We start from the raw sequence: 25,762 nt of genomic DNA on the forward strand, positions 1-25,762 counted from the left end.
ATTAGGAATTTAATTCTTGATAGTGTTTGAGATAAGTTTGGTGCATTGATTGGGTTAAATCTTCATACCAGTTTTCATTTTTTAGATCTGGAGTAAAAGAATCCATTATAATCATTCTTGCCCTATTTGTTTTGCTCTCAAAGGGAGAAGTGTGATAGAGTTTTCTTGTATTAACTAAAACAATGGGTTGAATCTTTAGATTAAATTTTTCAGCAAGAATTTTTGCTCCAGCCTTAAAAGGTAGAAAATCCTCTAATCCATTGCTTCTAGTTCCTTCTGGAAATATAACCAAAGGTCTTTTTTGATCAATCTTTTCTTTTGCCATTTTTAGTAAAAAAGCCAATCCTCTCTTATCTTCTCTATCAAGCAAAATCATTTCAGGACCTCTTAGTGCATAGCCATAAAAAGGAATATCACCAAGTTGTTTTTTTGCTACCCAACAGATATTTTTAGGATGGTATGCTTCAAGGCATAAGATGTCTGTAAGACTTTGATGATTCATAACAATTAGTGTTGCTTCTTTATCAAATTCTCCTACTTTTTCAAGTTTAAAACCATTGAGAGGAAACCAAATTTTACAAGCCCTTCTGGCATAAAAAGCATTATTTTTTTTTCTGGTTAAAAAAATAAAAAACATTATTACAGCTAGCCCCACAGCAATGAGAAAAGTTGCATAAATTCCTTTAATTCTTGTCATTTTTCTTATCCCTTTCAATCCAACCAATTCGTCCATCAGGAGTTATGATTTTATAAAAATCTTGGTGATTCCCAATGATTTCAACAACCATAGGTTTGCTCACAATAAAGAGGGTTGTTGAGTTATGAGTGGGCAATATTTTAATAATTTGATCTTTTTGTAAAATGATATCGTTACGATAAAAAATATGCCATAAGAGATAAACAAACAAGCATAGAGTCATTAATAAAACCATTTTTTTACGCCAAAAGAAAATATAAACTACAATGCAAATAAGAATAGCTACTATTAAAAACAAAGTAGAATAAAGCAAAAATATATTCTTAGGTTTTAAATCATCTTGTCCTGCAGTGCTATCTTGAGAGACTACAATTGGAATAGATAGAGTTTCAAATTGATTTTTTATTAAAGAAAAAAAGTCAAAACTAAAGTTAGAGTATTTTTTGGGAAAAATACAATAAAAAATCCCCTTATCTTTTTCTATGGATTGGAACTCTTGTTTAACGATATCTGTATATGGTAGAGAAAAATCTTCTAAGTTGGCATTATCACTTTGTATTTCTAATACTAAAATATTATTAGCCTCATCATAGCGTTTTGTTTTTGAACGCAGTATTTTTAAACTATCTCCTACAACCCCAGAATATTTTGGGTTGGATTTAAGGTTGTAGATTTCAAGAGACACTTTAGGCGAAATAGCAATATCTTGATATTTTTCATTTTTGGATATAGCAGTTGCTTTAATTTGAGGTAATTTTGCATTTTTTGAAATGATTTTATAGATATATTTTGCTTGGTAAGTTCCATCACTTTGTAGTTTCCAAGAAATCTCATCTTGATTTATAAGTTCCACACCATCAGATTTTATGGGTGCCTCATAGCTAATATCAAAAAGTTTAGCATCAGAAAGAAGCAATAGACTATAAGTGGCTTCAATTTTTTGACCAATATATAGTGTTGAATCTAAAATTTCCTTTGGAGTTATATTTTTAATGTAAATAATTTTAGAGGGAGAAAAAGGGAGTTCTAGTGTTTTTTCCTCAAAATCATGTTCTTGTGTAAAAGCAAAAGATAGAATTAAAAGGGATAAAAAGATTTTTTTAATAAAAACCATCAAACTAACCACAAAGTGATTTTAGCATATGTATCCCTATATCATTGCCAAGTATAGGTTCAATTGCCCTTTCAGGATGAGGCATTAATCCAAAAATATTTTTATCCTTATTGCAAATGCCTGCAATATCCATCAATGAACCATTTGGATTATTTTTGTAGGTGAGTAAAATTTGATGATTCTCTTCAAGGGAAGCTAAAGTTTCTTGATCTGCAAAATAGCTTCCATCAGCATGTGCAATTGGAAGAATGATTTCTTGATTAACTTGATAGCTTTGTAAAAACTTATTATCCGTGTTTTTGATGATTAATTCTTGATTTTTGGAAATAAAGGATAAGTTAGAATTTCTCTTCAAAGCACCTGGCAATAGACCAGATTCTGTAAGAATTTGAAAACCATTGCAAATACCTAGTACTAATCCTCCATTGTGTGCATATTCTATCACCGCCTTCATAATTGGAGAGAATCTAGCAATTGCTCCACTTCTAAGATAGTCTCCATAACTAAAACCACCTGGAATAACAACAAGTTTTGTATGTGTTGGGAGTGATTTTTCCTTGTGCCATATGATTGCAACTTCTTGGTTTAGTTTTTCTGCATATGCATACTGCATATCCCTCTCACAATTTGTCCCTAAAAATTGAAGTATTGCAATCATCTTTAGTCTTCTAATTGGATATTAAAATCTTCAATTACAAGATTAGCCAATAATTCTTGAGCCATTCTTTGACATTCTTGCATAGCTTTTTGCTTGTCATTATAATCAAGTTCAATTGTAATTTTTTTACTCATTGTAACAGAACCAATTCCTTCAAATCCAAGACTAGCTAAAGCGTTGCTTACAGCCTTTGCTTGGGGATCTAACACACCATTTTTTAGTTGGACAAAAATATGAGCCTTCAATTCTTACTCCTTAGTATGCGTTTTAATACCTCTTCATATGCAACTTTTACATTTCCAAGATCTTGTCTAAAAACATCTTTATCAAGTTTTTGATTAGTGTGTTTATCCCAGAATCTGCAACTATCAGGACTAATTTCATCAGCAAGTATAATGTTTCCATCACCATTGATGCCAAACTCAAGTTTAAAATCAATCAATTTAAGATCAATTTGAATAAAAAAGTCTTTTAAAATAGTGTTAATTTTTCTTGCTTGAGATTTTAAGAAATCCAAATCTTCTTGTTTTTGAGTGATGCCAAGAATCTTACAATGTTCATCATTGATAATAGGGTCTCCTAAGGAATCATCTTTAAAATAAAACTCTACTAAGGCAAAGGGTAATTCCAAACCATCTTTAATACCCAATCTTTTTGTAAGAGAACCTGTGGCGACATTTCTAACAACAACCTCAATGGGTAATATCTCTACTTTTTCACAAAGTATATGATTGGAATCTAAAGTCTTTTTAAAATGTGTAAGAATGCCATTTTTTTCAAGGAGTTCAAAAAGAATACTAGATATTTCACAATTTAATGACCCCTTGCCTTCTTGATTTCCCTTTTTTTCTGCATTGAATGCAGTTAGGTCATCTTTGAATTCTGCAATGATAAGATTCTTATCATCTGTGGCAAAAATTCTCTTTCCCTTTCCCTCATAAATCATTTCTTGTTTTTGCATTATTTTTTATCTTCCTTTTTAATTTCTTTTTTCTCTAGAGGATTGATAATATTCCAACTCTTTAGCAAATCAATAGCGGTTTTTAATTGAATATCATTATTGACATCAGTTAGGGTGATGAGATTTTTCTTTTGTTCTTCTTTTGTTTGCTTTTTTGTATTTTTATTTTCTTGAGCATCCTCATCTAGTTTATTTAACTCATTTTGTAAATGGTTTTTTAAATCCGCTTCTTTAATCTCAAATCCTCCATCACTTTGAGGAACAGCACCAGGATGCACAACTATATCTGGGGTAACACCTACTGCTTGGATGGTTCTTCCACTTGGAAGATAATATTTTGATGTGGTAAGCTTGATTGCAGAAGTAGGATCAAGAGGCAGTACAACCTGAACACTTCCCTTTCCAAAAGAGCTTTCTCCTACAATTATGGCTCTTTTATAATCCTGCAATGCTCCAGATACAATTTCACTTGCACTTGCAGTTCCACCATTAATAAGCACAACAATAGGAAGTTTTTCATAAGGAGCTTTTCCATTAGCTTTATACTCAATATTTTCGCTCTTTACCTTTCCTTTTTGTGAAACAATTACCCCATCTTTAATAAAGAGCTCTGAAAGACCAATGGCTTGATTAAGCAGACCTCCAGGATTATTGCGAAGATCTAGGATTAAACCTTCAATTTTTCCTGCTTTATCCAAAGCATTTTTTACAGAATTAGTTACATTTTTATCAAAAGAATTTACACGAACATATAAAAACTTTTCATTTTCAATTTTTTTAGCATAAACAGATTTTACTTGAATAATATCTCTAGTGATTGTAAAATCTAGAGGTTTTGGGGCATTTTTTCTATAGATAGTAAGCTTTACAGATGTTTTAGGTTTTCCTTTCATCTTGCTTACAGCATCATCAATATTCATATTAAGAGTGCTTTCATTATTAATTTTTAAAATGATATCACCACTTTTTAGTCCTGCTTTTTGTGCAGGAGTATCATCAAGAGGTGCGATAATCGTCAAAGCTCCATCCTTCATACCAATTGTAATTCCAAGACCTCCAAATTCACCTTCGGTTTGAGCCTGTAAATCTTTAAATTTTTTTTCGGTGAGATAATCTGAGTGTGCATCAAGATTGGTTAAAAGACCAGCAACTGCTTTATCAATAATTTCTTTCACATCAATATCATCAACATAATGACTCTCAACGATATTGATAATTTTTGTAAGCTTGTCATAAGCCTCAATTCTATCTTTTTGAGAAACTGTCTTTTTTTGAGAAACTTCGCTCTGTGCATACAAATTGCCAAGTAAAAACATCAAAACTAAACTAGAGGTTGCAAAACCAGCGAGAAAAATCTTTTTCATGACTTTAGATTCCATCTCCTAAAATACTAAGATTATAGTAAAAACACTTAATTTTTTGGATTATTTTTGTATAAAAATGAATTCTATCAAAAGATAAATAAACTTTTTATATGAATATCTAAAAAATATCAATCTAAGCAAAATTTAGTTTAAAAATATAAAATAACTTGACATTATGAGACTAAACTTATATAATGCTTCTCATATTAAGATTTGAAATTTTATTTAAGGAGTTTGTGATGAATATTTTTGAAAAAATGACAAACCAACTCAAAGAGACATTAGATTCTGCGTTAGCTCTTGCTTTGCATCAAAAAAATCAAGAAGTGGATTTTTCACATATGATTTGGGCATTATTAAATAATACCCAATCTTCATTTTTCCAAGTTTTAAGCAAAATGCAACTAGATACAGCAAGTTTGGAGCTTGAAGCAAGAAGTAGTGTGGAAAAACTTCCAAGAGTCTCTAATATTGTTAAAGAGAATATGTCTCTTTCAAAGAGATTGCAACAAGCACTTGTAAATGCTGAAGGTTTGGCAGTAAAAAATGGTGATAAGTTTATTGCGCTAGATACCTTTATTCTTGCAAATTTAGATGAATTAAAAGAGATCTTTAATACTTCAATTGATTTTTTGGAATTAAAAAAGAATTTTGAGCTTTTAAGAGGAGGAAGAAAGATACAAGATGCTAGTGGAGATGATGCACTAGATTCTTTGCAAAAGTTTGGTGTTGATCTTACACAAAAAGCAGCCCAAAATCTTTTAGATCCTGTAATTGGGAGAGATGAAGAAATTACTAGGGTGATGCAGATTCTCATTAGAAAAACTAAGAATAATCCTATTTTATTGGGCGAACCTGGTGTTGGTAAAACAGCAATTGTTGAGGGTTTGGCACAGCAAATTGCAAAAAAAGAAGTTCCTTTATCTTTGCAAAATAAAAAGGTGATTGCATTGGATATGAGTGCTTTGGTGGCTGGTGCAAAGTATCGTGGGGAGTTTGAAGAAAGATTAAAAAATATTATTGATGAGGTAAAAAAGGCAGGAAATATTATTTTATTTATTGATGAAATACATACAATTGTTGGTGCAGGGGCAAGTGAGGGGAGTATGGATGCTGCAAATATTCTCAAACCAGCTCTTGCTAGGGGAGAACTACATACTATTGGAGCAACAACTTTAAAAGAATATAGAAAGTATTTTGAAAAAGATGCTGCTCTTACAAGAAGATTTCAACCTGTAAATTTAAATGAACCCAGTGTTCCAGAGGCATTACAAATTTTAAGAGGGTTAAAAGAGAAATTAGAAACTCATCATAATGTAAGTATTACTGATTCTGCATTAGTTAGTGCTGTAAAGCTTTCGCATCGGTACATTACAGATCGATTCTTGCCTGATAAGGCAATTGATTTAATTGATGAGGGTGCGGCAGAATTGAAGATGCAAATAGAATCAGAACCTAGTGTTTTAAGAATTATTAAAAGAAATATTCAAAGACTTGAAGTTGAAAAGCAAGCCCTTCATATGGAAGATAATCCCGCAAACCAAGCAAGACTAGAAGAGATACAAAAAGAATTAGAAGATGCCATTGAGAGAAAAAACACTTTGCAGATGCAATTTGATAATGAGAAGATTGTATTTAAGGAAATTGCAGAAAATAAAAATGAAATAGAATCTTTAAAAAGAGAATCAGAGCTTGCTAAGCGCGATGGAAATTATACTAAAGCAGCAGAGATTGACTATAGCAAGATTCCTGAAAAGCAGAAGAAACAAGAAGAATTGCTAAATAGATGGGAGATGATGCAGTCTCAAGGGACTTTGTTAAAAAATGCCCTTACGCAAGAGAGCATTGCAGAGATTGTGTCAAGATGGACCCAAATTCCTGTTAAAAAAATGCTTCAAGAAGAAAAAGAGAAGATTTTAAATATCCAACAAGAATTAAAAAAGAGTGTTGTAGGACAAGATGAGGCACTTAATGCAATTGCAAGAGCAATCAAAAGAAACAAAGCAGGACTTAGTGAGAGTTCAAGGCCTATAGGGAGTTTTTTATTTCTAGGGCCAACAGGGGTTGGAAAAACTCAAAGTGCAAAAACATTGGCGCAATTTTTATTTGATAGTCAAAAGAATCTAATCCGCATTGATATGAGTGAATATATGGAAAAGCATGCTGCTAGCAGGCTTGTTGGTGCTCCCCCTGGATATGTTGGATATGAAGAGGGAGGACAACTCACAGAGGCGGTGAGACGCAAGCCTTATAGCGTAGTATTGTTTGATGAAATTGAAAAAGCACATCCTGATGTTTTTAATATCTTATTGCAGGTTTTAGATGATGGAAGATTGACAGATAATAAGGGGGTAGTAGTTGATTTTAGAAATACAATTATTATTCTTACAAGCAATATTGGAAGTGACAAGATTTTAGAAATTAAGGATAAGGCAGAAAGAGAAAAGGCAATCCAAGAAAGTCTTAAGATGTATTTTAAGCCAGAATTCTTAAATCGGTTGGATGATATTGTAATCTTTAATCCTTTAAATCTAGAGGGAATTGTGGAGATTGTAGATATTATGTTTGAAGAGATTAAAAAGAAAGTGTTAGAAAGGGGAATACAAATAGAGCTTACACAAAGTGCAAAAGAGTTTATTGCTCAAGCTGGTTTTGATCCTATCTATGGAGCAAGACCTCTTAAGAGAGCATTGTATGAAGAAGTTGAAGATAGACTTGCAGAGCTTATATTAGAAGATAAAATAACAGAGGGGGATAATATTTTATTTGATTGCAAGGATGGTGCTATAATAGCACAAGTTCAAAAAAGATAGCATAGGCTAAAATATTAAAGATGAGGTGACTATGGAGTTAGATTTTTATGCAACTTTAGTTTGTATGGTCATTGTTTTATTACTAGGTCGTATTATTCTTGATAATATAAAGATTTTGCGTGATTATAATATCCCAGAATCTGTTGTGGGTGGATTGTTGGTTGCAGGCATTGTGGCTATCGTTTTTAAGGTTTTTGGCTATAAAATTAAGTTTGATTATTCATTGCAAGAACCCTTGATGCTGGCTTTTTTTACTTCAATTGGGTTGAATGCAGACTTGGCTTCCTTAAAAAAAGGAGGTTTTGTCTTGGTAAAATTTTTATTTATTGTAGGAATTCTTCTACTCTTGCAAAATATTATAGGAATAGCCCTAGCAAGAGGATTAAATCAAGATAGTCTTATAGGATTACTGGGTGGTTCAATTACAATGAGTGGAGGACTTGGGACAGGTAGTGCTTGGTCAGATGTTTTTGCAAAAGAGCCCTTTTTGCTTTCAAATGGCAAAGAACTAGCGGTTGCTTGTGCAACTTTTGGATTAATTTTAGGGGGTTTAATTGGTGGTCCTGTTGCAAGATTTTTAATCAAAAAATATGATTTAAAAACACCACAAGTAAGTGATAAGGAAACAATTGGTTTTGAATCTCCAAAAAAACAAAGATTGATTACTGCTTCAAGTTTTCTTGAATCTTTAGCTTTGATTGCTATATCTTTGTTAATTGGGAAAAAACTTGGTGATTGGTTACAAGGGAGTATTTTTGCATTACCTACATTTGTATGGTGTTTATTTGTTGGTGTAATTTTACGCAATCTTTTATCACTTTTTAAAATTCACCAAGTTTTTGAGCGTGAGATATCTGTAATTGGAAATGTGAGCCTGTCTTTGTTCCTAGCTTCATCTTTGATGTCTCTTGCGCTTTGGGAACTCTCTAACCTTGCACTGCCTATTGTTATACTACTTTTAGCACAAACCTTATTGATGATTGTTTATGTAATCTTTGTTACCTTCCCTTTAATGGGAAAAAACTATGATGCAGCAGTTTTGTCTGCAGGGCATTGTGGGTTTGGATTAGGAGCTACCCCAACAGCAATTGTAAATATGCAGGCAGTAACTCAAACTCACGGACAAAGCCATATTGCCTTTTTGATTGTACCAATGGTGGGGGCATTTTTTATTGACATTATTAATGCGGTGGTGATTAAGCTTTTCTTGCTCTTACCATTTTTTCCTCACTAATTTTTATTCTTTCAAAGGGGATTTTTAATCCCCTGTTTGATTGGTTGCTAAGGCGATACAAAAAGAAATTAATATCCTAGAGATTTCTTTGTTTTTACCCCAAGGTCTTCTATTTTTTTAAATCTTGAGAGTAGGTTTCCATTACCTGTTTGAAGTTTATTTTCTAGATCATCCTTTGTTTTTTGCAATCTTTCAAGATGGGTTTTTAGCTCTTCAAAACTTTTAATAATGCCCAAAAATTTGTCATAAAATTTTCCAATCTCATCAAAAGCTTGAGTAATATTTTCATTACGCTTGATATTAAGCCAGGTAATGCTAATAGTCTTTAAGGCCATAAAAAGAGTGTGTGGAGTGGTAAGATAAACTTTTTTGCTATAGGCATATTGATAGATGTCACTATTTGCTTCAATTGCAAGATCTAAGATATTTTGATAGGGAATAAATAATAAAATAAAATCATAAGTATTGTCTTGAATATGACTATAAGGTTTCTTTGCAAGTTCATCAATTCTTTGTTTTAGGTTTTTATAGATCTCTAAACATACTTGAGAATCCACTTCTTTAAAGTCAAAACTATTTGGAAGGGTAAATTTTGCATCAATGATAATGCTCTTATCCCTTTCAAGATAAATGATTGCATCAGGGATATAAGTAGAGCCTTCAAACTTTAATTGCTCTTGGAGTTTGTATTGCTCTCCTTCAACCAATCCGCTATTTTCTAAAATATTTTTGAGTTGCAGTTCTCCAAAATTTCCCCGTGTTTTTTTATCACCTTTGAGAATTTGAGCCAATTTATCTGCATTTTCTCCAATATTTTGTGTAAAGCTAAACATACTTTTGATTTGGGTTTCAATTTTTATTTCATTTTGAGTAAGCCTTTCAGAATAACCCTTAATCTGCTCTTTAATGGGATTAAAAATTTCATCTAATATTTTTTTGGAATCCTCATTGAGCATATTTTTATTTTGAGCCAATAAAAGTATATTTTGATCTTGGTAGCCTTCTTTTAGCCTTCTTTCAAGTATTTCAAGATTTTGTTGATAATTTTTTTCAAGAATTTTGATTTGTTCTTGATAATCTTGTTTTTGTTGCTGTTTTTCCTGTGTGAAGTATTGCTCCTGTTTTTGAAGCATTTGATTTTGTATTTTGTAATGAATATTTTCATCCTGTAGTTGTTTAGATTCCTTCCTAAGCTTGAGAAGTAAAAAAAGAAAGATTAAAGAAAATACTAGACTACAGATGAAAAGTATGAGATAGATATTATCCATTGCTATATTTTATCCTTAAAAAATTTCTTAAAATGAAAAACCACCACCTACTTGCACAGCCATATATCTTGGCATATAGCTTCCAGTTTCTGCTTTTGTCCCAACTTGAAATGCAATATCAAAAATTCCAAGGATGTTTAAACCACTTGTGATAATAAGCCCATTATCTTGTCTTATATCTTTCATCATTCCTACACGCATATCAACCGCTTTAAGATCAAATTTCAATCCCCCTCCAATCATTTGACTATATTGTTTTTTATCACTATAAGCAAACATTTCATTGGGCAGAATATCTGCATCAAATGCGATTGTGACATAAGGTTGGTTATAGGCAAAACCCACGCGATATTGGGGCTTAATAGAAACTTTTGTATTGCTAAATTTAAAAGTTGGAGTATTGATATTTTTAGCAACAAAACCAAAAGTAAGATATCTAAATTTTGGTAGGTCAATTCCATAGGTTATGCCAAGATCTACCCCAAAACCATGAGAGCTTTTTAAGCCTGATTGAGTCTTAAAGCTAGAAACAATCTGATTAATATTTGTATCTTTTTTGATAGTGATTTCTCTTTCAAATAAAATCGCATTCATATACTTAAGATTGATTCCAATATCAAGATTGGAGTTTGAGAAGAAAAAAGTTCTAGCATAGGTGATGGGAACCTCTGATAAAAGAAGATTATGTGTTGCAATATGACCTATCTTATCACCCTCAATTGCACCAAGGACTGAGTTTTTATAGCTATTTTCATCAGATGCGCTTACATTGCCACTGGAATCTACCTTATAATAGGCATTACCATTGGTTTTGATGATTAAATCTTTACCTGAAAAAGATGTGCCTGCAGAGATATTAGAATACAAAGAGGCAAAATAAGAAATTGCCAAAGATCCAAAAGTGCCTCTCATTGCAGCAGGAGAAATTTGTAAGGAGATTCCATTTTGAGAAGTAAAGCTTAAATGGTTTTGTTCAAAAATATCCATAAGGGTTGAAAAATCCCCATAAAGCTTTGTCAGCTTGGTCTTGTTGTCTTCATTTATTTGTAAGGTTTGTGAATTTTGACTGCCAATTTGTATGGAATTGGCATTATTTAGCATCCCCTTAAAATCAAACTTAATCAATCTATCAATATTTTTTTGTTGGTATCTTCCACCTAGTGTAAATCCAAAGCGAACTTTATTATCAATACTTATAAGTGCAGGGTTGTAATACGCACCAAAGGCAGAGGATTGTAGAGCTACTCCAGCACCTCCCATACTGATAGAAGTATTCCCCATATTGCCAAAATCAAGTCCAAGTCCAAAGCTTGAAAAAGCTAATGCCCATAGTAGGATTTTCTTATTCATATTAAGCTCCTAGGCTTTGAGGATTTTTTTAAATCTTAGCTACCTCTTAGCAAAACTTAAAGGATATTTACTTATCAAAGTAAAAAAGCAATCTAAGCTTATATAAGCTAAGCAAAATTACCTATCTTATATCGTTATTTTTTCTCAAAAAATAAAATGATCTCTGATGCTATCCCAACCTCTGGACAATCAAAACAACCATTATTTTTAAGTGATTGTATTGTAGCAAAAAAGTAAGAAGTTGGATATAGGATAAAAGACATTAAAATAAGCTTAAAATCTCAAAAAATTACTGATTAATAAAACCCATTGAATGTGTAAAATTAGTTTTATAAGTAATGATATGTAGCTCCTGATCTTTCTTAATTTCTGAAATACTCTCATCAAAAATTGCAAAAGCCTCACAGTTGCAAAAGGTGCTAATTGCACTAGGACTATATTTCCCCTCTTTATAAGGAGTAAAAATACCTTGTTGATATTGTCCCAAAATAATATGAGAGCGTTTGTTTTTAAAATAAAGAGGCGTGCTGGATTTTGCTTTAATAAAAGAGGGATAAAAATCACTAGCATTGCTTAGTCTTTGCAATATTGGAATAACAAAAGCTAGTAGGTTTGAGATAGCACTAAGTGGATTTCCAGGTAGGCAAAAGAAATAACACTGATTTAACTTTGCAATCATTATGGGTTTGCCAGGCTTTAAATTTATCTTATGATAAAAGATTTGTGCTTGATTTTTAAGTAAAATCTCCTCCAATAAGTCAGCATTTCCCATACTTACACCACCACTTGTGATAATAACATCATATTTCTCAGAGGCTTTTAAAATTTCTTTCTCTAAAGTAAGATCGTCTTTTAAGATTCCTAGGTAATTGCAATGATGTTGATAAGCATTTAGGGTTGCAATAATGCTTGGCGCATTAATATTGTAGATTTGATGCTCTAAGGCTTGCGTACCTACCTCTTTGACTTCATTGCCACTTGAAAAAACTCCAATAGAGGGTTTTTGATAAACCAAAACCCTATCTAAGCCTTGAGATGCTAAAAGACCAATATCTCCAAATTCTAGCTGTCTCCCTTTATTGAGTGCAAGATCTCCTTGTGCTTTTTCTTCACCTTTTTTTCTGATATTTGCACCATCACTAAATTCTTTATAAATTTTTAAAACCCCATTTTTTAGTTCTGCATCCTCAAATGGTACCACTGCGTTAGCATTTTGTGGAATCATTGCACCTGTCATAATCCTGATTGCCTGGTTATCTTGAAGTATGATATTAGAAGAATCTACTCCTGCTAAGATGGTATTTTCTACCTTTCGATCTCCATTAAATGAAAGATTAATCGCATAACCATCCATTGCAGAGTTGTCAAAAGCTGGTAGAGGTCTTGTGATATATATATCTTGTGCAAGAATAAAGCTGTATGCATCAAAAATGCTTTTTTCTTCAGTTTTTAGATCTAAAAGCGGAAGGTTGAAATTAATTTTTAAGGCTTCTTGCAAACTAAGCATCAATACCTCCTAAAATATTTTTTCTAAAAGCTCAAAACCTAATTTTAAATGATGTTTAAAATTATAAATAATTGATGGAATGATAACAATAATTACACAAAACGCAAGAGAAATTTTTACAGGGAAACCAATTGCAAGGAGATTGAATTGAGGATGAGTTTTCATTATCATACCAAAGACTATATCTGTAAGTAAAATCATCCCTAAAATAGGAAAAGCCATTGCAAAACCGATGCTAAATAAATTAGCAAAATTATAAACAATCACTTCAAAGAGATTGTATTTTGGGTTGAAATTCCCCAGTGGTATTTTAGAGAGACTTTCAGCCACAAAAGAAAAAACTAGATGATGAAAATTTATTTGCAAGGCAATCAGTAGAGTAAGCATCATTAATACTTGGCCTACGATAGGCTTTTGTGATCCTGTAGCAGGATCATAGGCACTTGCCATTGTAAGCCCCATAGAAAAACTAATGCTATCCCCTGCAAAAGCAATGGTAGAAAAAATAATCTGTAGTGCTAAAGAGGCCAAAAAGCCAAATGATAATTCCATTATTCCAGCAAGTAAAAATTCTGTAATATTAAGATTAAGAGGTGCTTGTGGCAAGACATTGAAAAATAAAATACTCATAAAAAATGCAAGGGCTCCTCGCAAAGAAACAGGAATAAGTCCAGAATCAAAAAAGGGAAAAAATGCAAAAATCCCAGCAAATCTTAATAGGAGCAGTAAAAAGGCTTGTGTTTTACTATCTGTAAGGAGTGTTAAAAATTCCATTACTCAAAATCTCTAAAAATAGCACCAATATCTATATCATTTATTCTAAGATCTTTACACTTATTATAAATATTATTTGCGCCATCAATTAATTCATTTGAAGAAATTCCATGTGTGATTGAGATTCTTGCTTCCAAAAAAGCACTAAGCAAATCGCAAATCTTTAAAAATTCCCCATAAATAGGATTAAATTCATCTTGATTATAAGATTCTAGTAATTCTTTGGAATCTATAGCAGTTTTAGTGAAGCATTCCACCTTACAGCGGTTGCTAAATTCATCTTGTGTAAAGTATCGAATATCCTCAGCAATATTTTCAGGCACAATTTTTAAAATTTTATTTTCTACAGCTTCTCTTTCAATATTTTTAATTTGTTCATCAAGTCCCTTCACATTTCTTTTGATGGGTGAGATGATGTCTCTTGTGAGAATTTCAGGCAAATCGTGAAAAAGACCACATAAAAAGTGATTGATACGCATTTGCTTGCATACTTTGATATCAAAACTTAAGAGGTAGCTACAGATTGCAACTACAAGAGTATGACCTAAAACACTTGTGGGAGGAACCCTTGGGGTTTGACTCCATCTTTTTTGGAATCTTAATTGACCAAACATAGTAATTAATTCCTTATAACTGTGAAAGAGAATGATTTTTTGTATTCCACTTAAGTTATAGTGATCTTCTACTTCTTTATCAATAATATTTTTAATATTTTGCACATCATACATAAAGGGTGCAAAATGATAGATAATATCAAACTCCCATTTTGAGGCATAAAAATGTGCTGCTTTCAAAATTTGGTGTTCTATATCATTGGGAGGATTTTTAAGATAGGATTCCATATTTGAGAAAAACTCATATCCCCTAAGGTCTTCTTTTATATTTTCTACTACAAAATCTGCAAGTTGATTGCGGTGTGTTTTTTGCAGGGTATAAAAAACAGGAGGTTTTATATCTGTAAGAACAATGCGCGAGAAAAACTCAAAACAAAAATACTGAATGAGCTTCTCCCAATCAATAGAGATTTGCTTTTCATACTCTTCTAGTCTAGCTAGGATATAGGCAATCACAATCTTATGTGCTTGCTTATCAAGTTCTACAAATTCTACAGGCGTGGCCTGATCATTCCATCTTCTAATAGAAGCAGCAATAAAAATCTTTCTCAAAAGAGAAGTACTTAATTTTGGTTTTTGCATCCTATTTCCTACCTTGCAAATTCTACAGATCGCATTTCTCGTATTACATTAACCTTAATCTCACTAGGATATTTAAGATTGTTTTCTATATCTCTAGCAATCTCTCTTGCTAAAACTATAGTGCCCTCATCATCAACCAAATCAGCCCTTACAATCACTCTAACTTCTCTCCCAGCGCTAATAGCATAAGCTTGTTTTACTCCAAGCTTATTTGAAGCAATCTTTTCAATATCTTGCATTCTATGTAAGAAGTTTTCTAAAACCTCTCTTCTTGCCCCAGGTCTTCCAGCACTAATAGCATCAGCAGCGCATACAACAGCTGCTTCAATACTATTGGCTTCTTCATTGCCATGATGTGACATAATTGCATTAATAACCACAGGAGATTCATCATAGCGTTTGCAAAGCTCTGCACCTAGAGTTACATGATTACCGCTTTCTTGTGAGAGAACTTTGCCAATATCATGCAATAATCCAGCACGACAGGCAAGTTGGCCATCACCCCCAAGCTCTAATGCCATTAATCTAGCAAGTCTTGCTACTTCCAAAGAATGCCCCAATGCATTTTGGCCAAAACTTGCACGATATTTTAATTTTCCAATCATTGCTTGAAGCTCAGGATGAATATCATGAAGTCCTAGGTCTAAAATTACCTTTTGGCCATCTTCAAGCACTTGATTTTCCATTTCTAAACATACTCTATTGTAGGTTTCTTCAATAGTTGCAGGTTGGATTCTGCCATCTTCAATAAGTTTTTCTAGAGTTTTTAAAGCGATGGCTCTGCGGTAGAGATTAAAACTACTAAGTACAATTACTCCAGGAGTATCATCAATAATCACATCCACGCCAGTAACCATTTCAAAGGTCTTTATATTTCTACCTTCCTTACCAATAATTTTGCCCTTAACATCATCATTTGGCAAATGCACAACATTAATAAGTCTCTCTAAAGCAAATTCCCCCGCATAGCGTGAAGTGGCTTGTGCAATAATGTAATTCGCTTTCTTTTTTGCTTGTTCTATTGCTTCGTGTTCATAGCGTTTAATCATTCTGGCTTTTTGAAGACAAAGCTCCTCATCAAGTTGTTTTAAAAGCAGTTGTTTTGCCTCTTCTTTAGTAAATTGTGTATAAGAACTTAGAGTCTCTATAAGCTCATTAGATAGTTGCTTATACTCCTTTATGAGTTTGTCTTTTTCTGCTTCTTGATGTAAAATCTTGTTTTTTAGATCTTTTATTTTTTCTTTTTCACTTTTAATAAAGAGCATGTCCTTTTCATTTTGTTGAATTAGTTGGTATTCTTTTTCCTTGAGAGAACACATTTTTTCTTTATGTTCTTGTAATAAGTGATTATAGTTATCTTCATATTTTTTCTTTAGTTCAAGATCAAGTTCTTTTAATTTAATATTTTGATTTTGTAAAAGTGTTGTAGCTTCAAATTCTATGGCCTTAGCTTTGGCCTTGGCCTGTTCTATAATAATTTGTGTGTTAGAGTAAAAAAATTTTTTAGTGATAAAGTATGTGATGATTCCAATGCAGCATCCGCTTATTAGGGAGCTTATAGCAATATAAGTGATCATTCCTTTCCCTTTTAATACCAATTTGACTGCAAAAGAGAAAATCTCCCCTTATATCGTGATCTTGGGTAAGTATCTCTTTTGAAAAATAAAGATTTTTTGTTATAAAAATTACTTTTGGTTTAATCTTTAGTGCAGCAAAAAAACGATCATACATTCCTTTGCCAAAACCTATGCGCCTAAAAGTTCTATCAATGCCTAAAACAGGCGTTATCATAACATCAATTTTTTTTGGGTTTTGAATGCGTGTTTTGCATTCTAAAATTCCATATTTATTTTTTATTAAAGGCAGAGAGAATTCTACTATAGCAAAGCTAACCCCTGTAACCTTTGGGATAAAAAGTTTATAGCCTTGTTTTTTTAGCTTATAAATTAATGGAAAAATATCAATTTCTAATTTCAGTGGGCAATAAAGTAAAATATTTTTAGCTTTTAGTTGCTTAATTAAAAGAAATAATGCCTGATTAACTTGATATTTCTTTGAGTGATATTGATGGGATTGCCTCTCTAAAGAGCTCTTGCAAAACTTTCTAAACTTCTCTTTTGTATCCATTGTTTTATTTTTGTTTTTTGTATAATTGTAGGGTTTTTTTGGTTTAAAGGGAATTATTTGAGAATTTTTAGTATTTTTTTGTTAGTTTTTCCACTACTTTTTTTTGGTTGTTTTCAAGACAAAAAAAAGGAAGGAGAGGAAAGATATAGATTTGTTACACAACAAAATGAATATTTTGAAATAAAGAGCAATTTTTCTTTTCTTAGTCTTTTTCACAAGAAAAAACTCATAAAGAAAAATATTCTAGTGTTTTTCTTGGATATAGATAATCCAACTTGTTTTGAGTATTTTCAAGTTTTGGAAAATTTGCAAAGAGGTTACCCCGATTTGGAGGTTTTGGCAATTAGTACAAGAAAGCTTGCAAAACAAGAATTTATAGATTTTTATACAAAATATAAAGTTAGCTTTTTGTTGTTAAATCCTTTGGAAGCAAAAAGTATTTTGAAAGATTTTTCTAAAAAATTTGCAGAAAAAAGAGAGATTGTTTTACCATTTTTAGTCCTATATGACAAGACACAAAAAATGTACCAATACTATGAGGGAGCTGTTCCTCAAGAGATGTTTATGTTTGATTTAAAAAATCTTAATTAAGAAAGTGGGTTAGAATTCATGTTTAGTTTTTTAAAAAAGACAACTCAAAATTTAAGTAGTTTTTTGGGGGCAAAAAAGCCAGAGATAGAAAAAGATCTACTTGAAGAAGCATTGATTGAAGCAGATGTTGATTATGAAATCATTGAGTTATTGCTAGAAAACTTACCGCAAAAAGTTACGCGTAATCAGTTAGAAGTGGGTCTGTGTAGATTCTTTAGGGGAGAAAGCTATTATGATAAAGTAACTTTAAAGCCCATTGAGACAAAGCCACTTGTGGAATTAATCATTGGAGTAAATGGGGCGGGTAAAACCACAACGATTGCAAAGCTTGCAAGATGCTATAAAAACCAAAATAAAAAAGTTTTATTAGGAGCAGGTGATACCTTTAGGGCAGCAGCTATTGATCAACTAAAGCTATGGAGCGAGAAGCTAGAGGTGGATATCGTATCTACTCAATATGGAAGTGATCCAAGTGCATTAGCATTTGATGCAATTAGTGCAGGAATTGCAAGAGGAATGGATAATGTAATCATTGACACAGCAGGAAGACTGCATAATCAAACCAATCTTAAAAATGAATTATTAAAGATTACCAAAGTTTGTTCCAAAGCTCTTAATAATAAGCCTTATCGTAAAATTTTAGTATTAGATGGAACTCAAGGGAGCTCAAGTATTAATCAGGCAAAGATTTTTCATGAGATGTTGCAAGTAGATGGGGTGATTGTTACAAAATTAGATGGCACAAGTAAGGGAGGAGCAATCCTAAGTATTATTTATGCGCTAAAGATTCCAATTATAGGTATTGGAGTGGGTGAGAGTGCAGATGATTTTGTAGAATTTGATGAAAATGTTTTTATTAAAGACTTTCTAGATTCTATTTTTGATTGAAAATGGCAAAAAAACACACCCTTTTTGAATGTCAGCATTGTGGTTATCAGAGTTCTAAGTGGCTTGGAAAATGTAATAATTGCGGTGCTTGGGAAAGTTTTATTGAGTTAAAAACTAACCAAATACAGGATCTAAAAAATCTAGATATTGTGGGAAAAAATCCACCTCTTCCAATTACAGATGTAGAATATGAAAGCTTTAGTCGCTTTAGTTCAACACAAGAAGAGTTTGATATTGTTTTGGGTGGGGGAATTGTCAAGGGAGGATTGTATCTTATTGGAGGTAGCCCAGGAGTTGGAAAATCCACTTTGCTTTTAAAGGTATCAGGAGGGTTAGCACAAGAGGGCCACAATGTCCTTTATGTGAGTGGTGAAGAGAGTGCTGGACAGATTAAAATGCGAGCAGATCGCCTAAAATGTGTGCATCCAAGGCTATTTTTACTCAATGAAATTGAACTAAATATGATTAAATCACATTTGGTGAGTAAAACTTATGGGATTTGTATTATTGATTCGATACAAACCATCTATAGCTCACAGATTCTCTCTGCTGCAGGATCTGTGTCTCAAGTAAGAGAAGTAACCTTTGAGTTGATGCGTATTTCTAAAGCCTATGGCATTGCTATTTTTATCATAGGGCATATTACAAAAGAGGGAAATATTGCAGGGCCTAGGGTATTGGAGCATATGGTAGATTGTGTATTGTATTTTGAGGGAGATCCTAGTAAGGAATTAAGGATATTAAGAGGATTTAAAAATCGTTTTGGAACTACAAGCGATGTTGGAATCTTTGAAATGAAAAATGATGGATTAATCAGTGCTAAAAATGCCTCAAAGCTGTTTTTTTCAAATAAAGCAAAAACATCAGGAAGTGCAATTACTGTTTTATTAGAGGGAAGTAGGGCTTTGATTTTGGAAATTCAAGCACTTGTGAGTGAAAGTAGTTTTGCCTCACCTAAGAGATCTGCTACAGGTTTTGATACAAACCGCTTAAATATGCTTCTTGCACTCTTAGAAAAAAAATTAGAGATTCCACTTAATCGCTATGATGTTTTTATCAATGTAGCAGGTGGAATAAAGATTTCAGAGACAAGTGCAGATCTTGCAGTGATTGCAAGTATTGTTTCAAGCTTTAAGAATCGTCCTCTTAATAATGATGTGGCATTCATTGGAGAAGTGAGTCTTATAGGTGATATTCGTGAAGTAAGCCAAATAGATATGCGCCTAAAAGAGATGGAAAATTATGGTTTTCAAAAAGCAATCCTGGCAAAAAAACCCTCGACAAAAACCAAGATCAAATGTTTTGAAGTTTCTGAGGTAACTAAGTTATTAGATTGGATGTAATAAGAGTTTTTATTGTTAAAAAATGCATTTTTCACCTTAAGCTAAGGGTAAAAGCCTAAAATTGAAGTGATGAAATCTTTTTTAAATCCATAAAATTAATCCTATTTTTTATACAGTGCAAAGCAAAATATAATGACAATGTGCCATCAAGATAACCTATAACCCACTTATTCAAATATAACATTATAGAAAAGACAATGATGTAACATACAAAGACAAAACTAGATGATAATAACATAATTGCTGCATATCATAATTGTTGGATAAGTTTTTTAAAATATTTTTAAGAATAAACTCTAGGTTAAAAGCACAAGCAAAACTTCAAACTGTAATTTTTATATCATTTTAGGATTAAAAAAATGGTTTTTAAATCAACTAATTTTTAGTTTCTTATTCTAAAAATAAGAGATTTAATCAATTTAATTTATTTAAAAAATTAAGTAAAAATTCAAAATAAAATCTATATAATGTCAGCTCTTATGGTTTATAAATTGTTTTATGTTGTCATCTTATAGTTTAGATCTTTATGATCATTTGTATGTGTTTTTTGCATTATTTAAGTAGTTATATTTAAGAATTTTATAAAGAGATACAAAGATATTTTTTATTGTATTTTGTAGTTACTTTAAGCTTATGAACTGATTCTATCTGTGATTTGATACTTTTATAAACATAGGATTAAATTTAATTATATGGAGGAGGATTAGGCATGAGTTTTGATTTAAATAAAAAAGTATGGCATAGAGAGGAAGGGGATAGTAGTCTTACTATTTCTTCTTTAAAAGATGATTTTTCTAAAAGTTCAAAGTTTAAACCTCTTGTTGCAAGTTCTTTAGCACTACTTTTAGGCGTAGGCATTGTAAATGCGGAATGTGTAAGTAGTGGAGACAGCCCTATCTTATGTTCAGGATCTGATTTAGGAAGTACTCAAAAAGTTGAAACAATTACTAATGGGACACTTAAATGGGTAGAAGCTAACACTAGCAGTAGCAACTATGTAAAACCTACTTTTGAGGTTACAGGTGGAAAGACATCTACTGATATCAAAGATTTCACCATTATGTTTGGAAGCACAGGTGAATCCCCTAGTGGAGCTCTTGATGTTAATAAGCTCACTCTTACAACAAAAAATGATAATTATTTTTCAATTGTTGGAGGAACAAAAGGGGTTCAGTTAGGAGATATAGCTGATAAGGGAACTTTAACAATAGATTTTAATGGTCAAAATAATAAGACTTTTGAGCTAGATTTTAGTAAGGCAACAAGTGATTTTTCCTTGATAGGAAATCTAGAAATTAGAGGGAGTGGAGGCCAAGCAGGCAATGCATTTAATGCAAAGCTTAAGAGCGGAATACAGGGTGATATCACGATTAATTCTACAATAGCCACATCTACTTTTACAATAGGGGAAGGTTTTACAGATAATTCCAACCATGTCAAATTAGATGGAAGCATTACTGCAAATAGTGGAGTTAATACTTTTGATTTTAAGGCTAATGGAGAAATTACAGGAAATATTACAGGAAGTGGTATCATAAACCTCATCCTTGCAGATACAAAAAGTCTTACATTAAAAGGAGAGACAAATAAGATTTCTCAACTATCTATAGGTAGTACCAAGGGCACACTTGTGCTTAATGCAGGAAATTCAAAAGCCAATACCACTACAATTTCTGAAATTACAAATGGAGATAAGCTAACGCTTCAATTTGATGGAACCGCAAATAAAACCTTAAAGCTTGAAGGCACTAATGGCATTGCTTCAGCAGGTAAAAGTGGAGATGGGGCATATACTCTTAAAAGTGTAAATCTTGGAGGTACTTCTACAAAAAATACTATCGATATTACAGGGATTACAGGAAGTGCCAAAGGTCTTACGATTGCTGATACAGTTATTGTAGAATCAGGTAAAGAACTAACCCTGAGATTAAAAGACCAAGCTTTGCTAACAGCAGGGATTAATGGAGATGGGATTAAAAATCTAGTGGTAGTAGGCTCAGAAAGTGGCAAGAGTGCTACCTTAAGAAATAGTGGAAATGAACTTGAATTTAGCTCTCTGACTTTTGAAAAAGGTAGTAAAGATCAAGATATTGCTGCACATCTTCTTACTATTAAAGATTCTTCTTTTAGTAGTTTAGTAATACAAGAGGGTGTAGAGGCTACACTTACTTTAGATGGAAGCACGATCTTAACATCTTCTTATATTGGAAAAATGAGTAATACAGGGGGTATTTTTAATGTTGAATTAAAGAATAATAATGTTGAAAATAATGCAATACTGCATCTTGGAGATTCAAATGAAAAGGGAGATAATTCTTTTAGAATTAACTCTCTAAAAGCATTAGGTATAGGCAATGTGGTGGATATTACAAATATTTCAGGCACAAATAAAATTCTTATTATTACAGAAAAACTAGATGTAGCAAAAGATGGAAATTTAACTTTTATATTGGATGATGAGGAGTTGATCTTATTAGGTGGTGTTGATACAACAGAAAAAAAAGGAGATGTAAAGCTACTGATAGATGCTTCTAAAGATAGTGATGCAAAACTAAGAGGGAAGAATCTTGCCTTCTCTAACCTAGCATTTTCACAAAGTAGCACTGATAATACAAGAGCACAGTTTACCCTAAGAAACGATGCAGTTTTTGATAGCATAACAACCAATCAAAGCTCTTCTAATAAGGCAACTTCTAAGTTTATTCTAGATGCAAGTGCTAATGCAGTAACTGCAACTATAGGAAGTATTAAGGGTGAGAATTTAGATGTAGAGCTTAAGGGTAGTGCAAGTGGTGCTGAAAAAATAGCCACTTTAAATATCACAGGCGGAACTAATACAATCAATAGAATTGGCGTAAAAAATCAGGGAAGTTTAGTTGTAGGTAATACTGCAACTACTATTACAGAACGAGTTTCCTTAACAGAGAGCAATGGGTTAAATATAGAGGTTAAAGATAAAGCGGCTTTAACACTAGCAAAGGGAATTGATAGTGGTGATCAAGCAGCTGCTAATATAGTCTTTTTAGGTGGAACTCAAGCAAGTGCAGGTGGTATGAATGAAGCAACATATGCAACACTTATTCTTTTGGGGTCTGATGATAGTAAGATTAGTACCATATCAGCTAGAGGGATAAATAATATCTTTGATTTAACAAGGCTTGCAAGCACCAATAAAACACTTGCGGTTACAGGTGCAATAAAAGTAGGTGAGAGTGGGGATTTAACCTTTAAATTAAAAGATCAGACTCTTGTTTTACAAGAGGGTATTGCTGAGAATTTAAAAGGAGTTAATCTAGAAGTGATAAGTGATGCGAATTCTGGTGCAACACTTAAGGGAGGAGTAAATCTTAATTTCTCTACTTTAACTTTTGGAAACACTAAAGATCAAAAATCAAACCTCACTTTATTAAGTTCTGCAAGGTTTGATAATGTAAAAGCAGAAAAAGCACCTAAGGAAAATGAAATCAACACAACCACTCTTACTGTAGATGCTATGGGAGCTAAAGGGAATGTAACTGCAACTATCGGAGGTATTATAGGTAGTAATCTAGATGTGGTCCTTAAGAGTGGAAAAGAAGCATCTGGTAATGCGGTTACTTATACAGCTAGCTTAGATATTGCAGGTGGAGCTAATAATATTATCAAGTCTGTTGCTATAGCAGATGATCGTAGTCCTGGTAGCTTAAATATCACAGGTGGTAATACAACTATTGCAAGTGCAATCGATAAGACACTTACTCTTAATATCAAAGAAGGTTCTTTAACTCTTAAGGATGTAAAAGAAGTTTCTATAGAGCAACAAGCTTCTACTAATAGTAAAATCCTAGATCAAGTAGCACTAGGAAAAGAGAGTGCTAATAATCTTGCTGTTTTAAATATTGATATAACTGATGGTAAGCCTCTTAAAATTGCATCTTTAAGCGCAAATGGCACCAATGGAGTGGTGAATCTATCAGGTCAATCTCAAGGTGGAGGGCTTCCAGTCTTCAAGGATAAAATTTTCCAAACTTTAATAGTTGGTGATATTGCAAAAGATAGTAAGCCTATTAACTTTATAGTCGGCGCAGGTTTTAAAGATAATACCATCAAGTCAGATAGAATCATTATTGAATCAAGCAAACAAGAAACAAATAAAACTCACTATCTAGGAGTAGTAGGAGATGTGAGTGAGTTTGTAGGTAAGACTTTCACCGAAAAAGATGGTATTGCTCTAGCTACTGTTAAACAAGGTGATGATGAAAAAGGTGTTGTAACCCTACAAGCTACAGATTCTATTTCTGGCTTTAGTTTGATTACTTATGACTATGATCCAGTAGTTACAAAACAAGATGCAACTATAAGTGATGCTCAAGCACAAAACACTTATATAACCTATTTCTTTAAAGGCGCTAGATCTCAAGGGGCTACGTTGGCTACACAACAAGTAACTGCTGCAGCATTAGGAATAAACTATGATCTTTACTTAGCAAATCTAAATTCTTTAAATAAAAGAATGGGAGAATTAAGAGAAAATCATCACTCTCAAGGCGTATGGGCAAGAATCTTCACTGGCAAACAGACTTCTAAATTTGTATTTGAGAATCAAAGCACTTATACTACCATCCAGGCTGGTTATGATTATGCATTTGGCTTTAATGGAGCTAATAATTATGTAGGTTTTGCACTCAGTTATATGAATTCAAATACAAATTCAAAGAGCATCTTAGATCAAGATAGAAATACTAGCATATGGCGTGGTATTGATAAGATTAGCTCAAGTGGTTTTGAATTTGCTATCTATAATGCCTATGTTCAAGATGGAGCTAGTAAAGAGAGTGGATGGAAGAATGGACTTTATAGCGATAGCATCTTAAAGTTTAGCTACATCACTTCTAAATTAGATCTTTTAGGACAAACAGATACCTATAGCACTAATAACTTTGCAGTTACTTTCTCTCAAGAATTAGGTTATAGATTCTTATTTGGAAGTTCTAAAGAAATCTTTATTGATCCTCAAGTAGAAGTGGCATTAGGTTATTTAAATCAATCTGATTTAAAGCAAAAACTAGGTCAAGCAACTTTAGAGGGTATTCAAGATTCTATCTTTACTCTAAGAACTAGAGTGGGTTCTAGCTTTGGATATGACTTTAAAAACTTTACTCAAAATAAAGACTTAAATGCCAAGGCATATTTAGGAGCTTATTTTGCAAATGATTATATCTCTGGAGGCAGAGTATCTTTAACAGATAATTTTGGAACTAATGTGTCTATGGAACCATTAAAATCTACTTCTAGATTTGTTTTAAATATAGGAACTAATCTTAAAGTAAAAGATAATCATAGAGTCTATTTTGATTTTGAAAAGAGCTTTGGAGGAAAGATTATTACAGATTATCAAGTAAATCTTGGATATAGGTATAGCTTTGGTGCTTCAAAATATACTCCATATAATGGGGTTTCTACAACAGAAATTGATCAAGTAGAATCTATCAAAGAAATAGCACCTTCAAGTGGATTTTATTTGCAAATATTTGAAAAAGAAAAATTAAGCAAAAAAGAAACAAATCTTCTTAAAAAATTAAAAGATGATTTAAGAGTTCAGGATAGGGGAGACTCTAAAGTTTATCTCATAGGTCCTTTTAGTTCTAAAGAAGAGGCACAAGAAAAACAATCAAACTTTGATGGAATTCTCAAAGAATTAAATTCTTCTATTATTATTTTAGAAGTAAAATAAATTGGTTAATCTCTAGACTAGTTTCTAGTCTAGAGTGCTAGGACTTATCAATGAATGGAGGTCGCAGATATTTTAAAATTAAGATAAAGTAAAGGCTATTAGAGGTTGTTTTAGTTGGAAGTTTTTCCTCTCTTGCCACCACTTAATCAAGTTTTTACCTTTTC

At 32.3% G+C, this 25,762-nt stretch carries 19 protein-coding genes; 6 read left to right on the top strand and 13 right to left on the bottom strand.

Annotation, left to right across the window (positions count from 1 at the left end):
* Nucleotide 1: 1 nt before the first annotated feature.
* Genes C6H31_RS02590 through C6H31_RS02615 form a run of 6 tightly spaced genes read right to left on the bottom strand, consistent with a single transcriptional unit; the run spans nt 2 to nt 4,794 of the window.
* Nucleotides 2–697, bottom strand: coding sequence for a 1-acylglycerol-3-phosphate O-acyltransferase (locus tag C6H31_RS02590; protein WP_104697237.1), 696 nt, complete (start codon nt 695–697; stop codon nt 2–4).
* Nucleotides 684–1,811, bottom strand: a complete 1,128-nt coding sequence (locus tag C6H31_RS02595; RefSeq protein ID WP_104697238.1) for an SH3 domain-containing protein — start codon at nt 1,809–1,811, stop codon at nt 684–686. Before C6H31_RS02595 ends, C6H31_RS02590 begins: the two co-directional genes overlap by 14 nt.
* A 4-nt stretch (nt 1,812–1,815) precedes the next feature.
* On the bottom strand, nt 1,816–2,469 hold the full coding sequence (gene purQ / locus C6H31_RS02600; RefSeq protein WP_104697239.1) for a phosphoribosylformylglycinamidine synthase subunit PurQ: 654 nt from the start codon (nt 2,467–2,469) through the stop codon (nt 1,816–1,818).
* A 2-nt stretch (nt 2,470–2,471) separates the two neighbouring features.
* Complete coding sequence (purS, locus tag C6H31_RS02605) at nt 2,472–2,714, bottom strand: phosphoribosylformylglycinamidine synthase subunit PurS (RefSeq protein ID WP_104697240.1); 243 nt, start codon at nt 2,712–2,714, stop codon at nt 2,472–2,474.
* Nucleotides 2,711–3,430, bottom strand: a complete 720-nt coding sequence (gene purC, locus C6H31_RS02610) for a phosphoribosylaminoimidazolesuccinocarboxamide synthase (RefSeq protein ID WP_104697241.1) — start codon at nt 3,428–3,430, stop codon at nt 2,711–2,713. Before purC ends, purS begins: the two co-directional genes overlap by 4 nt.
* Nucleotides 3,430–4,794 (bottom strand): S41 family peptidase, encoded by a 1,365-nt coding sequence (locus C6H31_RS02615; protein ID WP_104697242.1) that lies wholly within the window; start codon nt 4,792–4,794, stop codon nt 3,430–3,432. The genes purC and C6H31_RS02615 overlap by 1 nt, the downstream gene beginning before the upstream one ends.
* A 239-nt stretch (nt 4,795–5,033) precedes the next feature.
* On the opposite strand from C6H31_RS02615, the gene C6H31_RS02620 reads away from it, so the two are divergent.
* Together C6H31_RS02620 and gltS are read left to right on the top strand one after the other, a co-directional pair.
* Nucleotides 5,034–7,607 (top strand): ATP-dependent Clp protease ATP-binding subunit, encoded by a 2,574-nt coding sequence (locus tag C6H31_RS02620; protein WP_104697243.1) that lies wholly within the window; start codon nt 5,034–5,036, stop codon nt 7,605–7,607.
* A gap of 31 nt (nt 7,608–7,638) precedes the next feature.
* Nucleotides 7,639–8,841, top strand: coding sequence for a sodium/glutamate symporter (gltS, locus tag C6H31_RS02625; RefSeq protein WP_199768114.1), 1,203 nt, complete (start codon nt 7,639–7,641; stop codon nt 8,839–8,841).
* Between the two features lie 68 nt (nt 8,842–8,909).
* Here the strand turns inward: gltS and C6H31_RS02630 are convergent, their stop codons facing one another.
* The 7 genes from C6H31_RS02630 to C6H31_RS02660 all read right to left on the bottom strand — a co-directional run bounded on the left by C6H31_RS02630 (nt 8,910) and on the right by C6H31_RS02660 (nt 17,063).
* Nucleotides 8,910–10,109 carry a DNA recombination protein RmuC gene (locus C6H31_RS02630; protein ID WP_104697245.1) on the bottom strand — a complete coding sequence of 400 codons (1,200 nt, stop codon included), beginning with the start codon at nt 10,107–10,109 and terminating at the stop codon, nt 8,910–8,912.
* Between the two features lie 27 nt (nt 10,110–10,136).
* Entirely contained in the window at nt 10,137–11,459 is a 1,323-nt protein-coding gene (gene traF, locus C6H31_RS02635; protein ID WP_104697246.1) for a conjugal transfer protein TraF, read from the bottom strand.
* 289 nt (nt 11,460–11,748) lie between these two features.
* On the bottom strand, nt 11,749–12,966 hold the full coding sequence (locus C6H31_RS02640) for a molybdopterin molybdotransferase MoeA (protein ID WP_104697247.1): 1,218 nt from the start codon (nt 12,964–12,966) through the stop codon (nt 11,749–11,751).
* 9 nt (nt 12,967–12,975) lie between these two features.
* Nucleotides 12,976–13,740 carry a flagellar biosynthetic protein FliR gene (gene fliR, locus C6H31_RS02645; protein WP_104697248.1) on the bottom strand — a complete coding sequence of 255 codons (765 nt, stop codon included), beginning with the start codon at nt 13,738–13,740 and terminating at the stop codon, nt 12,976–12,978.
* Entirely contained in the window at nt 13,740–14,936 is a 1,197-nt protein-coding gene (locus tag C6H31_RS02650; protein WP_104697249.1) for an HD domain-containing protein, read from the bottom strand. Before C6H31_RS02650 ends, fliR begins: the two co-directional genes overlap by 1 nt.
* A gap of 8 nt (nt 14,937–14,944) precedes the next feature.
* A complete protein-coding gene (rny, locus tag C6H31_RS02655) occupies nt 14,945–16,513 on the bottom strand; it encodes a ribonuclease Y (protein ID WP_104697250.1) in 1,569 nt (522 codons plus the stop codon).
* Nucleotides 16,440–17,063: a 5-formyltetrahydrofolate cyclo-ligase gene (locus C6H31_RS02660; protein ID WP_104697251.1), complete on the bottom strand. Its 624-nt coding sequence runs from the start codon at nt 17,061–17,063 to the stop codon at nt 16,440–16,442. Before C6H31_RS02660 ends, rny begins: the two co-directional genes overlap by 74 nt.
* Before the next feature lie 57 nt (nt 17,064–17,120).
* Here C6H31_RS02660 and C6H31_RS02665 point away from each other — a divergent pair, with 57 nt between their 5' ends.
* The 4 genes from C6H31_RS02665 to C6H31_RS02680 all read left to right on the top strand — a co-directional run bounded on the left by C6H31_RS02665 (nt 17,121) and on the right by C6H31_RS02680 (nt 25,598).
* Entirely contained in the window at nt 17,121–17,654 is a 534-nt protein-coding gene (locus C6H31_RS02665; RefSeq protein WP_104697252.1) for a hypothetical protein, read from the top strand.
* An 18-nt stretch (nt 17,655–17,672) separates the two neighbouring features.
* Nucleotides 17,673–18,542: a signal recognition particle-docking protein FtsY gene (gene ftsY, locus C6H31_RS02670; RefSeq protein ID WP_104697253.1), complete on the top strand. Its 870-nt coding sequence runs from the start codon at nt 17,673–17,675 to the stop codon at nt 18,540–18,542.
* A 2-nt stretch (nt 18,543–18,544) separates the two neighbouring features.
* Nucleotides 18,545–19,885 (top strand): DNA repair protein RadA, encoded by a 1,341-nt coding sequence (radA, locus tag C6H31_RS02675; RefSeq protein WP_104697254.1) that lies wholly within the window; start codon nt 18,545–18,547, stop codon nt 19,883–19,885.
* 709 nt (nt 19,886–20,594) lie between these two features.
* A complete protein-coding gene (locus tag C6H31_RS02680; protein ID WP_104697255.1) occupies nt 20,595–25,598 on the top strand; it encodes an autotransporter outer membrane beta-barrel domain-containing protein in 5,004 nt (1,667 codons plus the stop codon).
* The last annotated feature ends 164 nt before the right edge of the window (nt 25,599–25,762 follow it).

It is taken from the genome of Helicobacter sp. 'house sparrow 1', from assembly GCF_900199585.1.
Classification (GTDB): Bacteria; Campylobacterota; Campylobacteria; order Campylobacterales; family Helicobacteraceae; genus Helicobacter_H.

Bases quoted from the DNA above. Each gene is read 5' to 3' on its own strand.
- radA (WP_104697254.1), top strand. From the start codon at position 18,545: ATGGCAAAAAAACACACCCTTTTTGAATGTCAGCATTGTGGTTATCAG.
- traF (WP_104697246.1), bottom strand. From the start codon at position 11,459: ATGAATAAGAAAATCCTACTATGGGCATTAGCTTTTTCAAGCTTTGGA.
- gltS (WP_199768114.1), top strand. From the start codon at position 7,639: ATGGAGTTAGATTTTTATGCAACTTTAGTTTGTATGGTCATTGTTTTA.
- C6H31_RS02590 (WP_104697237.1), bottom strand. From the start codon at position 697: ATGACAAGAATTAAAGGAATTTATGCAACTTTTCTCATTGCTGTGGGG.
- C6H31_RS02630 (WP_104697245.1), bottom strand. From the start codon at position 10,109: ATGGATAATATCTATCTCATACTTTTCATCTGTAGTCTAGTATTTTCT.
- rny (WP_104697250.1), bottom strand. From the start codon at position 16,513: ATGATCACTTATATTGCTATAAGCTCCCTAATAAGCGGATGCTGCATT.
- purC (WP_104697241.1), bottom strand. From the start codon at position 3,430: ATGCAAAAACAAGAAATGATTTATGAGGGAAAGGGAAAGAGAATTTTT.
- C6H31_RS02680 (WP_104697255.1), top strand. From the start codon at position 20,595: ATGAGTTTTGATTTAAATAAAAAAGTATGGCATAGAGAGGAAGGGGAT.
- purQ (WP_104697239.1), bottom strand. From the start codon at position 2,469: ATGATTGCAATACTTCAATTTTTAGGGACAAATTGTGAGAGGGATATG.
- C6H31_RS02660 (WP_104697251.1), bottom strand. From the start codon at position 17,063: ATGGATACAAAAGAGAAGTTTAGAAAGTTTTGCAAGAGCTCTTTAGAG.
- C6H31_RS02615 (WP_104697242.1), bottom strand. From the start codon at position 4,794: ATGAAAAAGATTTTTCTCGCTGGTTTTGCAACCTCTAGTTTAGTTTTG.
- C6H31_RS02640 (WP_104697247.1), bottom strand. From the start codon at position 12,966: ATGCTTAGTTTGCAAGAAGCCTTAAAAATTAATTTCAACCTTCCGCTT.
- C6H31_RS02620 (WP_104697243.1), top strand. From the start codon at position 5,034: ATGAATATTTTTGAAAAAATGACAAACCAACTCAAAGAGACATTAGAT.
- C6H31_RS02650 (WP_104697249.1), bottom strand. From the start codon at position 14,936: ATGCAAAAACCAAAATTAAGTACTTCTCTTTTGAGAAAGATTTTTATT.
- fliR (WP_104697248.1), bottom strand. From the start codon at position 13,740: ATGGAATTTTTAACACTCCTTACAGATAGTAAAACACAAGCCTTTTTA.
- C6H31_RS02595 (WP_104697238.1), bottom strand. From the start codon at position 1,811: ATGGTTTTTATTAAAAAAATCTTTTTATCCCTTTTAATTCTATCTTTT.
- ftsY (WP_104697253.1), top strand. From the start codon at position 17,673: ATGTTTAGTTTTTTAAAAAAGACAACTCAAAATTTAAGTAGTTTTTTG.